13 protein-coding genes are annotated in these 14,107 nt (G+C 35.6%); 5 read left to right on the top strand and 8 right to left on the bottom strand.

Annotation, left to right across the window (positions count from 1 at the left end; all coding sequences use genetic code 11):
* Positions 1–210: 210 nt before the first annotated feature.
* From QYS49_RS08460 to QYS49_RS08435, 6 genes are read right to left on the bottom strand one after another with little or no spacing between them, the layout of a single operon-like run.
* Positions 211–837 (bottom strand): TIGR04282 family arsenosugar biosynthesis glycosyltransferase, encoded by a 627-nt coding sequence (locus QYS49_RS08460; RefSeq protein ID WP_308351357.1) that lies wholly within the window; start codon positions 835–837, stop codon positions 211–213.
* Positions 830–1,339 carry a rhodanese-like domain-containing protein gene (locus tag QYS49_RS08455; RefSeq protein ID WP_308351355.1) on the bottom strand — a complete coding sequence of 170 codons (510 nt, stop codon included), beginning with the start codon at positions 1,337–1,339 and terminating at the stop codon, positions 830–832. The genes QYS49_RS08460 and QYS49_RS08455 overlap by 8 nt, the downstream gene beginning before the upstream one ends.
* Positions 1,332–2,234, bottom strand: a complete 903-nt coding sequence (locus QYS49_RS08450; protein WP_308351354.1) for an MptA/MptB family glycosyltransferase — start codon at positions 2,232–2,234, stop codon at positions 1,332–1,334. The genes QYS49_RS08455 and QYS49_RS08450 overlap by 8 nt, the downstream gene beginning before the upstream one ends.
* Positions 2,206–2,619 (bottom strand): hypothetical protein, encoded by a 414-nt coding sequence (locus QYS49_RS08445; RefSeq protein ID WP_308351353.1) that lies wholly within the window; start codon positions 2,617–2,619, stop codon positions 2,206–2,208. The genes QYS49_RS08450 and QYS49_RS08445 overlap by 29 nt, the downstream gene beginning before the upstream one ends.
* A gap of 13 nt (positions 2,620–2,632) precedes the next feature.
* Positions 2,633–4,108: a cellulose synthase family protein gene (locus QYS49_RS08440; protein WP_308351351.1), complete on the bottom strand. Its 1,476-nt coding sequence runs from the start codon at positions 4,106–4,108 to the stop codon at positions 2,633–2,635.
* Between the two features lie 2 nt (positions 4,109–4,110).
* Entirely contained in the window at positions 4,111–4,800 is a 690-nt protein-coding gene (locus tag QYS49_RS08435) for a glycosyltransferase family 2 protein (RefSeq protein WP_308351349.1), read from the bottom strand.
* Positions 4,801–4,884: 84 nt separating this feature from the next.
* Here QYS49_RS08435 and QYS49_RS08430 point away from each other — a divergent pair, with 84 nt between their 5' ends.
* From QYS49_RS08430 to QYS49_RS08420, 3 genes are all read left to right on the top strand, one after another.
* Positions 4,885–5,010 (top strand): hypothetical protein, encoded by a 126-nt coding sequence (locus QYS49_RS08430; RefSeq protein WP_308351347.1) that lies wholly within the window; start codon positions 4,885–4,887, stop codon positions 5,008–5,010.
* Entirely contained in the window at positions 4,991–5,383 is a 393-nt protein-coding gene (locus QYS49_RS08425) for an Hsp20/alpha crystallin family protein (protein WP_308351345.1), read from the top strand. Before QYS49_RS08430 ends, QYS49_RS08425 begins: the two co-directional genes overlap by 20 nt.
* A 158-nt stretch (positions 5,384–5,541) precedes the next feature.
* On the top strand, positions 5,542–6,213 hold the full coding sequence (locus tag QYS49_RS08420; protein ID WP_308351342.1) for a hypothetical protein: 672 nt from the start codon (positions 5,542–5,544) through the stop codon (positions 6,211–6,213).
* 7 nt (positions 6,214–6,220) lie between these two features.
* Here the strand turns inward: QYS49_RS08420 and dnaE are convergent, their stop codons facing one another.
* Entirely contained in the window at positions 6,221–10,522 is a 4,302-nt protein-coding gene (gene dnaE / locus QYS49_RS08415; protein WP_308351341.1) for a DNA polymerase III subunit alpha, read from the bottom strand.
* A 297-nt stretch (positions 10,523–10,819) separates the two neighbouring features.
* Positions 10,820–12,037 carry an ABC transporter permease gene (locus tag QYS49_RS08410; protein ID WP_308351339.1) on the bottom strand — a complete coding sequence of 406 codons (1,218 nt, stop codon included), beginning with the start codon at positions 12,035–12,037 and terminating at the stop codon, positions 10,820–10,822.
* Between the two features lie 22 nt (positions 12,038–12,059).
* On the opposite strand from QYS49_RS08410, the gene QYS49_RS08405 reads away from it, so the two are divergent.
* The gene (locus tag QYS49_RS08405; protein WP_308351338.1) at positions 12,060–13,244 is read left to right on the top strand and encodes an exo-beta-N-acetylmuramidase NamZ family protein; all 1,185 of its coding nucleotides are present in this window, start codon (positions 12,060–12,062) and stop codon (positions 13,242–13,244) included.
* 244 nt (positions 13,245–13,488) lie between these two features.
* A complete protein-coding gene (locus QYS49_RS08400; protein WP_308351337.1) occupies positions 13,489–14,094 on the top strand; it encodes a hypothetical protein in 606 nt (201 codons plus the stop codon).
* The last annotated feature ends 13 nt before the right edge of the window (positions 14,095–14,107 follow it).

Genomic DNA, 14,107 nt, shown 5'->3' with positions numbered 1-14,107 from the left:
GCTGGCTTTATCGCTATATCACAACGCTGGCTTGTCTGCCCAAGCAGGCCCGCCTTTTTGTCCTACTAACTTCCCTCTTCGAGAAAGACCTGTTTCGTATTTATCGGGATAATATTTAATTTTGAAAGTTTGTAGTATTTATTAGGAGGAGCATAGGTTTAACCCCAAAAATTCATTTTGATTTATTATAAACTTATTGAATAATGCGGCCTAAAATGATAATAACTCGATAATCTTCTCTTTAGGCAATGAATTTAAATCTTCCTCATTATCTATATCAATCAACTCATCCAATAAGCTATAATTTAATCTGAGGTCAATAAAATCTCTAATAGTATCTGGCGTGACGGTCTCCGTGCTCCAATTTTTATTTCTAAAAAACTCAGGATACAATTTATTCATACCCAATAAATAGTAACCACCATCCTTGCAAGGGCCCAAAACAGTTTCTTGATTTTCTAAAGCATCAAAAGCCTTTTTGATCACTTTCTCATCTAAAGCATAGCAATCACTTCCGATGATACAAACTGATTCATAACCACTTTGAAAGGCTTCCTCAAAAGCCGATTGCATTTTGATCCCTAAGTCAGTATTTTTATATTGCAAATGCTTGTAGAATGGTGCCTGATTAGGCCATAAATCATTCTCATCAATGAAAGAAGAATAATATACTGCTTTATCAGAATTGACATGCACAGTTACTTCTTTGGTTCTTACCAGCATGTTCTTATAAAAATTCAATGCTTTTTCATCACCTATTGTAGCCGCCAATCGGGTTTTACATTTACCTAATTCAGGATTTTTAACGAAGATAATTAACAAACGCTTTTTATTCATAAACTTTAATCCCTTTTCCCTCTTCCAACCATTTTCCCCAGCGCTTATTATAAACATGTACACTATCGGTAATTTGTCCTTTTTGGTTCACTACTTCAAAGTCTTCATTTTTCCATTGGAAAATACCACCATACATATTGCTAACATTCTGAAAACCTGCATTTTTGAGCTTCTCTCCTATTTTTTCGCTTCTATATCCAACAGAACAATAAACGACTACTTCCTTGTCTTTGGGAATGTCTTTAACTTGTTCGATATCAAAATGATCATAACCAACAAATTGAGCATCTGGTAAATGACTAATACTATATTCTTTTGCTGAACGAGTATCTAAAATTACTACTTCCTTGCTATTAAGCTTTTCTTTTACTTCTTGTGGCTTAACAAGAGGAACCGTATTACTATAAAGTGACTGAAGCTTTTGATCATAGGTCTGCTGACCGCAAGCCACTAAGGATTGTAAAAATGAAAACAACATGATATTCAACCAGATTTTAAGCATAAAGTCTTTTGCTTTTTTTACTTTTTTGTATCAATTCAAATACGATAAATATTACCAATGAGATGTATTCTATAACAACAATCCACAAATACTCTTGAAAACCTGTTAATGAATAGCCCAAGTAGGTGAAAAACACTGTAAAAGTCCATAATACAGGAAATTTATAACCACTTAAGATTCCTAAAACCAGAATAGGTAAAACATACCATGGATGGACTGTAGTGGCAAATAGGAAATAAATCAGATATGTCCATAACATCCTTTCAGGCAATTTCATCTTTGAGGAAGCCAGAATATTGAATATTACCATTGCAGAAAAAGACAATATTCCTAATAGTGGACCTGCTGTACCAATAATATTATAGCCCTTTACAGCGAAACCAATTTCCCTGATCAAATAATATAGGCTTGCATTGAATTCAAAATTCTTAAAGTATAAAGATGTACTAGTGGAAATCCCTTTTAGCGCATCGGAAAATAAAAACGGTAGAAAACTTACTATTGCAACTAAACCAGCCAATAGAATAAACTTAATATATTGTTTTAAATGCAGCTTTCTGAAAAAGCCTGCCAACAAAATAAGTGGGACAAGCTTAAAGCTTATAGCCAAACCCAAAGCTATAGCGCTTTTATGGTTTCTTCTTTTTTCAAATTCATAAATTCCCCAAGCCAGAAAGAAAATCACAAAAGCTTCAAAATGAAGATTCCCACTTAATTCCAAAATCACTAAGGGATTGAAAGCATAGAAAAGTGAGAGATTTGAATCTTTACCATATTGCATCAAGACTTTTGGAAGTAAAATTAATGTTCCAATCTCGGCTGAAATAATAAACAGCCTTATGGTGATAATGCCCAAAGTGGTATTTTCAAGTATTCCTCCAATAGCAAAAATCAATTGATTTAATGGTGGATAAATGCTGTAATAATTGGGTGAATTGAGTTGAGTAAATAACTCTGGATTTAAGAATATTTTCCTTGGCAATTTCAGAAGGTAAAAAGGCATAAGCATCTATTCCTTCCCACCATAATTTGCCATCCCAAAGGAAACGATATACATCTTCTGATAAATTGGGAGTCAAAAGCAGTAAAAGCAATCTGAAAAGTATTCCAAAAGTGATTATTTCATTAAGAGAAAACTCCTTTTTCTGAAAAGCCAGAAACAAATAAAGAGCAAAAAGAGTTAAAAATTGCCCAATTAGGAGCGAGCTTTCATATCGAAAAGTTAAATAACTGATGGTGATGAGCAATACGCCCATAATCATGACAGCTATATACTTCACAGAAGCTTTCAATTTATTTAAGTTGCGGCTTTACCGAGTGATAAAAAACCATCAAAAACCCTAGCATCAACATTAGATGGAAAATGATGAGACCATAATCGCCCAAGCTAAATCCTAAGAAAATAGCAAAAGCAAAATAGAGTGCTAAGATCATTTCCAAAACACTCAGCCAGCTGAATTGCAATTTAATGTATTGATTATCCTTCCAGCTTCTATTTTTATCTGAAATATTGAATTTGGGTGTACGGATAAAAGCTGACTTGAAACCGAGTAAACCTTCCGCCACAGCCAAAGCATTATGCAAAGACAAACCCATGGATACTGTTATAAAAATCGGAAAGGTCTTAAAGAAATATTTCCCATGAGCTTTTCCTTTCATCAAATGTTTATTGGCTACCCAGTAAAAAATGGCAATGGAGAAAAACCCTAATAAAAAAACGCTTCCAACTTGGAATAAAAGTGCCAACTCAGGGTGAATACTCTTTATCCAAAGCATGGGGACACTAAGTACAGCGGTAATCAGGATCGCAATAAAAATAGAGCTATTGAATAAATGGAAAAATGCATGCAGCTTATTGGAAAACTTAATGGGAGATTTTAATACATTCAGAAAGTTCTTTCTTGCTGTTTCTGCTCCACCTTTATTCCATCTGAATTGCTGTGATTTTATGGCTGGCATAATAATCGGCAATTCTGCAGGAGATTCCACATCTTCTCTATATAAAAACTCCCAACCCTTCAATTGCGAACGATAACTCAAGTCCAAATCCTCTGTTAAAGTATCAGCTGACCATCCTCCTGCATCTATTATAGTTTCTTTACGCCAAACACCGCCTGTTCCATTAAAATTAATGTAGGATCCTGCCTTATTTCTACCTACTTGTTCTATAGTGAAATGTGCATCCAATCCGAAAGCTTGTAAGCGAGTGAGAAGTGAATAATCTTTATTGACGTGTCCCCAACGGGTTTGTACTACCCCAATTTTTTCGTTTTGAAAATGCGGAACAGTGGCTTTCAAAAAATGTGATTGTGGCAAGAAATCGGCATCAAAAATGGCGATGAATTCCGCATCAGTAATTTCCATACCATATTTTAAGGCGCCAGCTTTAAAATCTACTCGATCTGGCCTTCTAATGAGCTGAATATTTTTTCCTTTTGAACGCCAATATTGAGCTTTGGCTTCCAGCATTTCAGTAGTTTCGTCTGTGGAATCATCCAAAAGCTGAATTTCAAGGGATTCATTGGGGTAATCTAATTGACAAACCGCATCAACTAATCTATTGACTACATATTTTTCATTAAAAATAGGCAACTGTACACAAACTTTAGGGAAATCACCTTTCATTTCTGGCGTTTCTACAGCTTGCCTCTTTTGCTTTTTCTTAGCTTTTAAATAATGATAAGTCAGGTGTAACTGCCCTAAACTAAAAAAGAATATGAACAATAAGCTGAGTCCGTAAAGTACAATAATAATCCACTCCCAAATCATGCTCATAAATATTTAAAAATGGTATATAAAATTTTATAACCTGCCATAACTGTTCCGTATACTGTACCTGAAACCTTCGATTTTCCAATTCGGTTCCTGTAAGCCATTGGCACTTCCGTGCATTTCATTTTCATTTTGGCTGCTTTCACTTGCATCTCTACAGTCCACCCGAAGGTTTTATCCTGCATATTAATCTCCATCAGCTTATCCCAACGGATTGCCCTAAAAGGACCTAAGTCTGTAAAACGATAGCCATAAAAGAGTCTAATTAATCTGGTAGCTAGCCAATTTCCAAAAACTTGAGGAAAGGTCATGCTTCCTCCTTCTCTTTCTCCTAAAGCCCTTGAACCAATTACCATATCTATTTTTTCTTTTAAAATAGGATTTACTAAATCAGGTAATTGCTCTGGATAATCAGAATAATCTGCATCTAAAAAAACAATGATATCTGGCTTTTGTGTTTTGGATTTTACATATTCTATCCCCTTCAAACAAGCATTTCCGTAGCCTTTAATAGCCTGATCCAGTACCAATGCCCCTTCCTTTTCTGCTGCCTGTCGAGTTTGGTCTGTAGAATTATTATTTACAACTACTATTTCCTCCACCCAATCCTTTGGAATAGCTTTCACTACCTTACCAACGGCATTCTCCTCATTAAAGGCAGGAATTATAACTACTATTTTAGAATCCATTTGTTTATTTAGACTGCAAAAGTACGAATTCGCTACTTTTATTATGTCTCAGCATAGACAAAATTTACTAATTAATCGGAATAAATGTCAGTACGAAGTATTGAAGTGCGCCATTATGGCTTACCTGAAAATACAGTTTTGATTGGAACAGCTTTTGATGTTAAGACATTGATTATAAAATTGAGAAAATATGAACCTACTCAAAAATAAAGATTTATTAAGAAACTTATTATACCAAGGTGACCAATTGAATACCTTGGCAGGGGGCGTTGCACAAGTTGATTTTAAAATAGAAAACCAAAAAGATGGTTTTTTGATAGTGGTGAATGCTCCAGGTATTGAGGCTGAACAACTTAAAGTAATTTCAGAGCAAAACTCTTTACAGATATTCGCTACCATAAATCATCCTGCTGAAAATCAAGGCGTAATGATCCCACTTTTTTATAGAAAGGTACAATTGCCAGTTTTTGCAGACACGGATGATGTAGATGCAGTTCACCATGATAACAAATTGGAAATATTTGTCCCAATTGGCAAAAATAGCGCAAATAATAAAAAAGAAGTAAATATCAAACAAATATAAACCTGCGTGTAGACTTTCAGTCTGCATTGAATTTCAACTACACAAATCCTCATCTTAACATCCAATGTTATGAAATGAGGATTTTTTATTTTTATCAAGTCCGAATTATTTAATTCAATTCATAAAAGAATTTTATATTTCCTAAGGTTTTAATAGTTTTGAAAACTATCAAACCTTATTATAAAATGCACTTTAGACAAAAATATACTTTCGGATTAATTTTCGTTATTCTTATCCTACATTTTACTAATGATTCACTGGCTCAAAATACTGATCAAAAAGATCGTTCAATTTCGTACTTTGCTGGATCAGGTGAAGGTGGACAAGATTTTTTGTGGGGCCGTCATCACTACATTGGTATTGATAAAAGTGTTTGGAGATTCTTATATGCAAGCAGTCAACTAAGTTATATGCATGCGACTAATCAGCGCTATTTTAATATAGAAGACGTATATGTCGATGAACATTCCTATAATTTAATACTACAATTAGACGCCAATTTAAGGATTAATTTAGGTCCGATTACAATTACTCCGCACGCTGGTATTTCATCTCGTTATTCAGATGAAGTAAGATACTTACACGGCTCAAAAACCCCTCCTGGGCAACCAATTAAAGAAGATAAATCTTATAGACAAGAAGCATTTTCCGGTTTGAGTTTTGGAAAGGCTTTCGGGCTAAATTTAGAATTAATGATCTTTGACCACACCTCTATTGGAATAAGAACTGATATTCAGGAATATAATCACAGTCCGACTAGCTTAAGTACCTTTTCTTTTCAAATAAGAACCAATTTCCCTAAATTGATCAATGAATTCAAAAAACCATAATTGATTATTAAGTCAAAATCCTATAATTCAAATCAGGAATTCTATTCAAACCCTCTATCAACTCATTACTAGGATTAACTTTATATTTTCTTGATTTAGTTTCTACTTTGTAGCCGTTGATTTTGTCCTGTAGTTCCAATTTCACTTCGCATTCTCCTTTAAATGTTTGGCATAAATTATCAAGCTCTACTATCAAATCTTCTGTAATGGCATTTAAATCAAGCATAATAGCCAAACTCTTGGTTCTTTTGTCTCTTAATTCCGAAAGCAGCTCTACTTTGCTGATTTTGAATTCCAATGCTTGGTCTCCCCATGGTTTTTTCCCTACTCTTCCGGAAATAAAAATGAACCAACCATTTTCATAAAATTGCTTATTCGCCAAATAATCATCTCCAAACATGAAGAATGTGAAAGAACCGCCATAATCTTCCAAGGTTAAAGTACCGAAAGGCTTTCCTGTTTTGGTTTGTCTATGTGCAACAGCAGTTACAATACCGCCAACCTTTATTTCATTTTTAGATGCAAGACTTTCAATATCATTTAACTCCGAAACTTGAGTGTTGCAAAAGCTCTCCATTTCAAATCTGTAAGCATCTAACGGATGACCAGAAATGAAAAGTCCTACTACTTCTTTTTCAATATTTAGTTTTTCTAATTCAGAATAAGGTTCCATTTCAGCAACTCTTGGAGGCGGAATGGCTACTCCTCCTTCCCCGCCAAATAAGGAAGTTTGTGCACTATCTTTTTCATGTTGCAGCTTTTGAGCGTATTTAATTATTTTTTCAATTAATGTACCTTCTCCATTATCTGAAACCAAAAATTGCTTTCTATGATATTCTTTAAAACAATCAAACCCACCAGCCATTGCAAGTGATTCAAAAGTCTTCTTATTGACACTCTTTAATGGAATTCGTTCTGCAAAATCAAATATATCTTTGTATTGGCCATTAGCTTTACGTTCTTGGATAATACTTTCCACCGCAGCAGAACCAGCTCCTTTAATAGCTGCCAATCCAAATCGGATTTGACCATTTTCATTTACCGTAAAGCCAGGATTTGATTCATTAACATCTGGCCCTAAAACTTCTATTTCTGCACGTTTACATTCTTCCATAAAGAAAGTCACATCCGTGATTTGCCCCATGTTATTGCTCAACACAGAAGCCATGTACTCAGCAGGATAATGCGCTTTTAAATAGGCTGTTTGATAGGCCACCCAAGCATAGCAAGTTGAGTGTGATTTATTAAAAGCATAGGCTGCAAAGGCTTCCCAATCTTTCCAGATCTTCTCTAATACATCTTTTGGATGCCCTTTTTCAGCTCCTTGATTAATAAATTTAGGTTTCAGTTCTTCCAGTAGGGCAAAGATTTTTTTACCCATTGCTTTACGCAAAACATCCGCTTCACCTTTGGTAAAACCAGCTAATTTCTGTGACAGCAACATCACCTGCTCCTGGTAAACAGTGATACCATAAGTTTCCTTCAGATATTCCTCCATTTCCGGAAGGTCATAACTGATTTCTTCCAGACCATTTTTACGCTTTACGAAATTGGGAATATACTCTAAAGGTCCTGGTCGGTAAAGTGCGTTCATCGCGATCAGATCCGAAAACTCTGTAGGCTTTAAATCCCGCAAATATTTTTGCATACCAGCAGATTCATACTGGAAAATCCCAACCGTTTCTCCTTTTTGGAACAGCTCATATGTTTTTGGGTCATCTATCGGAAATTCATCTGGATCAAGTTTAACACCATGTCTTTCCTCCACAATTCTGACAGCATCTTTGATCAGCGTTAAAGTCTTCAAACCCAAGAAATCCATTTTCAGGAGACCTGCATTCTCTACCACCGCATTATCAAACTGCGTGCAGTACATATCCGAATCCTTGGCCAATGCAACTGGAACGAATTTGGTAATATCATCAGGGGTGATAATTACTCCGCAGGCATGAATCCCAGTGTTTCTAACCGAGCCTTCTAGAACTCTTGCTTGATTAATTACTTTTGCAGAAGCATCATCTGCTTTTGCTAAATTCAATAATTCTTCCGCTTTGCTAATCGCTTCCCCATTATTCTTCAATTTTGCTGATAACTTCTTTTTATCAGATGCCAAATCAAATAAGGCCTTGAGCTTAATATCAGGAACCAATTTGGCAATCCTATCGGCATCCATAAGCGGCAACTCCATCACCCTTGCTGTATCTCGAATGGCTGATTTAGCCGCCATAGTACCATAAGTGGTGATTTGGGCTACCTGATTAGCTCCATACTTTTTAATCACATAATCAATTACTTTTTGCCTTCCGTGATCATCAAAATCAATATCAATATCGGGTAATGAAACCCTATCTGGATTCAAGAAACGCTCGAATAGTAAATCATATTTAATAGGGTCAATATTGGTAATGGCTGTACAGTAAGCTACTGCTGAACCTGCTGCCGAACCCCTTCCAGGCCCAACTGAAACGCCCATTTCTCTGGCGGCTGTGGTAAAATCCTGTACAATCAAGAAATAACCTGGATAACCAGTTCTTTCAATAGTTTCCAACTCAAAATCAAGTCGTTCCTTTATTTCATCTGTTATTTCAGGATATCGCTTTTTAGCTCCTTCATAAGTGATATGTTTTAAATAAGCATTTTCCCCCCTGTTTCCACCATCCTCAGCATCTTTAGGATCAATAAACTCTTGAGGAATATCATATTTAGGTAAGAGAACATCCCTTGCTAATTCAAAACCTTCAATTTTGTCTGCTATCTCAGCTGTGCACGCAATGGCTTCTGGATAATCAACAAACAACTTCTTCATTTCGTCCTGAGACTTGATGTAAAATTCATCATTTGGCAAACCAAAACGATATTCGCGTCCTCTTTTTCCTACATATTTTTTAGGCTTTCCATGCTCTCCAGTCGTTTCACCATCTTTCACGCAAAGTAAAATATCTTGCGCTTCAGCATCTTCTTTATTGGTGTAGTACGTATTATTGGCTGCGAAATATTTTACATCATACTTTTTGGCAAATTTTAATAATACTTCATTGACCTTTTGCTCTTCGGGAATCCCGTGTTGGTTTAATTCAATGTAAAAATCTTCCCCAAATTGTTCTTTCCACCAAACAAAAGCTTCTTCCGCCTGGCTTTCCCCAGCATTTAGAATCAAAAATGGGACTTCTCCCCATAATCCACCAGTAGTGGCAATGATATTATCTTTATATTGGATTAATGCTTCTTTATCAATTCGAGGCACATAATAAAAGCCTTCCACAAAGGCGATGGAAGAAAGCTTAGCTAAATTATGATATCCTGCTTTATTTTTTGCTAAAAGAACAGTTTGAAAACCATCATCCTTATTTTTCTTATTAGTTCTATCCTGCGTAAGGAAATACTCACAACCCACGATGGGTTTTATTCCGGCTTTATTCGCGTCACGCACAAAATTATAGGCACCCATCATATTGCCGTGATCTGTCATGGCGATGGCTGGCATACCTAATTCTTTTGCCTTATTGACCATTGAGGGAATTTCCGAAGTCGATTGCAAAATGGAAAATTGCGTATGGCAATGAAGATGCACAAAATTAGTATCACTTAATTCTGATATATCAGCATTTTTAGCTTGCTTTAATGCATCAGAAGCTGCCTTTTCTTCATTTTTTGAACTTGCAGCAAAATTAGCTGCATCTAATTTTGGCGGCTCATAATTAATCGCTTCGATTGGAGTTTCACCCAAGGGCTTTACTGCTTTTTCATTAATCAAGCCAAAGAAACATTTTGCAGTAGCATCCACATCGTAAGCTGCATCATGTGCATCTGCAAAATCTTGTCCGAAAAGTTTTTTATGAAGCTCTGTTAGCGTTGGCCACTTAAACTTTCCTCCTCTTCCACCAGGTATTTTACAGAAATCAGTCCCCGCTTCTTTGGTATCGATTATGGGTTTTTCCGTAAGAACCAATTCAGAAAGTTCTTTTCTCAACATCTCCGCTCCCATTATGGAAACATCGAAACTAATATTATGTCCGACCACCACATCGGTTTTCTCCAGAACCATTTCGAAAGCTTCTAAAACTTCAATTAGCAGTTTACCTTCTTTCTGGGCTCTTTCGGTAGAAATACCATGCACTTTTTCGGCATTATAGGGAATATCAAAACCTTCAGGTTTGATGATGTGATTTTGTGCATCCAATAACTCACCATTGGCTCCGTGCAGCTGCCAAGCAATCTGCACACAGCGTGGCCAATTGTCTGCATCACTTAATGGGGCGTTGTAATTTTTTGGTAATCCGGTGGTCTCGGTATCGTAAATTAAATACATAAAATCTTTGCTGAGAAGGTGGTGATTTTCAGAGTTTGAAATTAGTGAAAGGCGGGAAGAATCGGAAGATAAAAAATAGATTTTTCATAAGTGATGAGGTTTGGATGTACTTATGTGTTGAGGTGATGTAGTGTTTAGGTTGGAAGTTAGAAATTAGCAAAGTTGGAAGTAGGGTGTTGGGTCCCCAAACCATAGAACATAAAGTCCTGTAAGGACGACCTTATCCTACGTAAAAAGATTAAAACAAATAGCCAAGTTTCAGAGGGACGACCTTAAGCAAAATTGGCTTAAATCTAATCAATCAAATCGAATAGCCTTAATCGGTTTCATTCTAGCTATAAACCAAACCGGTAAAAAGAGCGAAATCAATACCACTACCAATACCAATATATTCAAACTTACTATCATTTTAAAATCCCATAGGATTGGAACAGCATTCATATAATAATTTTGCTGGTCAAGTGGGATGAGCTCAAAATAATATTGTAATGCCGCAGCTCCGATGGCTACTAAGTTACCCCAAAGCAAGCCTTTGAAAGTTAGACGTAAACCACTCATCAGGAATATGTTTCTGATCAATTTATTTTGGGCACCCATAGATTTTAACATCCCTATCATAGGTGTTCTTTCCATGGTGAGAATGAAGATTACGGCCACCATATTGAAGCAGGCAACAAATAAAATCAAGGCTAAAAATAATCGTACATTTTGATTGAGCAGTTCCAACCATTCAAAATACTGCGGATATTTCTGACTTGTTAGATTTACAAATTGGTCAGCATCTACTTTATCAAAAACAATAGATTCTGCCTCCTCTTCATCAATATTATCATTTATAAAAACTTCAAAACTACCCACCTGATCTTCATTCCAATCATTTAATCTTTGAATCATTCTGATATCTCCAATAATCATTCGCTCATCAAAATCTTCCAAGCCTGTTTCATAAACACCTACAATTTCCAACTGTCGGAATCTTGGTGGATTTTGAACAAAATACATGATGACTTTTTCATCCATTTTCAGTCTAAGCAATTGAGCTAATTCTTTGCTGATTATAATTTCAGTACTGTAATTTTCAGAGTTGACATTTGGAAATCTTCCTTGAATTAAATTAGAAGCAAAATTTGCGGTATCATAATCTACTCCAATGCCTTTAATTACCACTCCTTCTACAGCCTCTTCAGTTTTTAGTAGTCCAGCTTTATAGGCAACACCTTGTACATGTCTTATAAAAGATAATTCTTGATGATTCTGGAAAAAATCTGTTTCTGTAGAAATAGGTGATTCGTCAAAAGAATTACTGAGCGTATATTTCGTTACTTGCATGTGTCCAGCAAAACTGAACACTTTATCTTTAATGGTTTTCTGAAATCCGCCCAGAATTAAAAGTGCTATCAACATAATGGCCAATCCAATGGCGATGCTGCTGATGGCAATTTTATAAATACTGCCAGAAAATTGACCAGTTTTAGAATTAATCGTACGTTTCGCTATAAAATCAGGTAGATTCAAGAATTAACTTTATTTTTGATTTATGATTAGAACTGCAAATTACAATTTCATTGGCAAACTCATTCCGCTTTGCGGTCTATTTTTTATGATTTTAATAAATGCTTGTGTGGCTCAGCAAAATTCGCCCATGCCAGCTGCTTATCAAACCGAAGAATATCTTCCTTTCTTGAAAGGAAAATCAGTCGGAATGGTAGTGAATCAAACCTCAACAATTGGTCAAACCCATTTGGTGGATACTCTGAGATCTCATGAAATAAATATTGTAAAAGTTTTTGCACCAGAACATGGCTTTCGTGGAGAGGCAGATGCTGGAGCAACCGTAAAATCAGGAATAGATGAAAAAACAGGCTTGCCCATTATTTCCCTTTACGGGAAGAACAAAAAACCCACGAATGAGCAGCTACAAGATTTGGATGTAATCATTTTTGACATTCAGGATGTGGGCGCAAGATTTTACACCTACATCAGCACCATGCATTATGTAATGGAAGCTTGTGCTGAAAATAATATTCCATTATTGATTTTAGATCGTCCCAATCCGAACGGAATGTATGTTGATGGCCCTGTCTTAGAAATGGAACATCAGTCTTTTGTAGGCATGCACCCGATTCCTATTTTGCACGGCTTAACGATAGCTGAATTAGCTCAAATGATAAACGGTGAAAAATGGCTAAAAAATGAATTAAAATGCGAATTGAAGATTATAAAAAATAAAAATTACAGTCATAGCGATACCTATTCACTTCCCATCAAACCCTCCCCAAATTTACCTAATGATTTAAGTATAGCACTTTATCCTTCTTTGTGTCTTTTTGAAGGAACTGTAATCAGTGTAGGAAGAGGAACTGAAAAGCCTTTTCAGCAAATTGGGCATCCTTCCTTAACAGATTATGGACATACTTTCACTCCTGTAAGCATGCCAGGAAGCAGCGTTCACCCTCCTTTTGAGGATAAAAAATGCTTTGGAATTGATTTCGAAGCTAAAGATTTTGAGGAAGGGATTTCATTAAAATATTTGATTAACTTCTATAAGGCCTTTCCCAATAAAAAAGAATACTTCAATAGCTTCTTAACCAAATTAGCTGGAACAGAATCTCTCCGTCAGCAAATTGAAGCTGGGTTTTCCGAAGAGGAAATTAAAATGAGCTGGGAGGCTAGATTAAAGGAATATAAGGAGATGAGAAAGGGTTATTTAATATATGAATGAGAAGGATTTTGGGTAATGGATGATTAGGTCAGTAGCGCAGGTCAGACTGGAAATAGCAAAGAAAAAAAGTTAGAAGTCTGCAATCGGAAGCTAGAAGTTTTGATTATTATATAGTTTCTTAATTCTTGACTTTAGGATCTTACCTCTTTCAAAAAAACCATGACATTTATCATATTAGCTCCTTATTAATCTCAGGGCAGTTCCATCATAATTGTGCCAATTTTGTAAAAAACAATTGGGAAAGATGGAAGCCAAAGCAATTCATAATAACGGAGGAAAAGGGAAGCCCAATGACTGGGTTTCAGCCAGATCGTTTTACACTTGTAAGAACGGAATTTGCAACAGTTGTTTATCTATATACGAAGAGAAGGATCAACTAATTTTACCCCTTTCAAAACTAAAAGAAAAGGATTTTGAAATTGATTTAGGGAGTTTCCTGAAAAGCTTAGCGAAATTTGACAGACCTGTTTTATTTTACCATCGAAACCAACCCATTAAAGAACAAGCTCTTATTAAATTCACCGGACATGAAAACTTTGAAAATTCCTTTAAAGTAATAAAACCCTTTTTGCCTATAACCACCATTCCCGCAACTATTATTTCTCCTTATGCTCTAAGCAAAAACAACCGTTTAAAAGAGCAAAAGTTGGTAAAACAAACCAAGAAATATTTTGAACCTTTGGGCTTTATTAAATTACATCTTCATTCTGTTGCTGATTATCATGAATATGCACTTAGTGAAAAAATTGGTCTATTAATGATGCCTTTGAAAGATCTGCCTGATTATGTACATTATGCTCAGCATTCTGAAGATATACAAAAAGTGATTCCAGCTATTTTTCAGCCTTGAAAAGTGTTTTTTA

The organism is Marivirga salinae (assembly GCF_030503855.1).
GTDB lineage: Bacteria > Bacteroidota > Bacteroidia > Cytophagales > Cyclobacteriaceae > Marivirga > Marivirga salinarum.
This window is presented reverse-complemented; position numbering and strand designations above follow the sequence as displayed.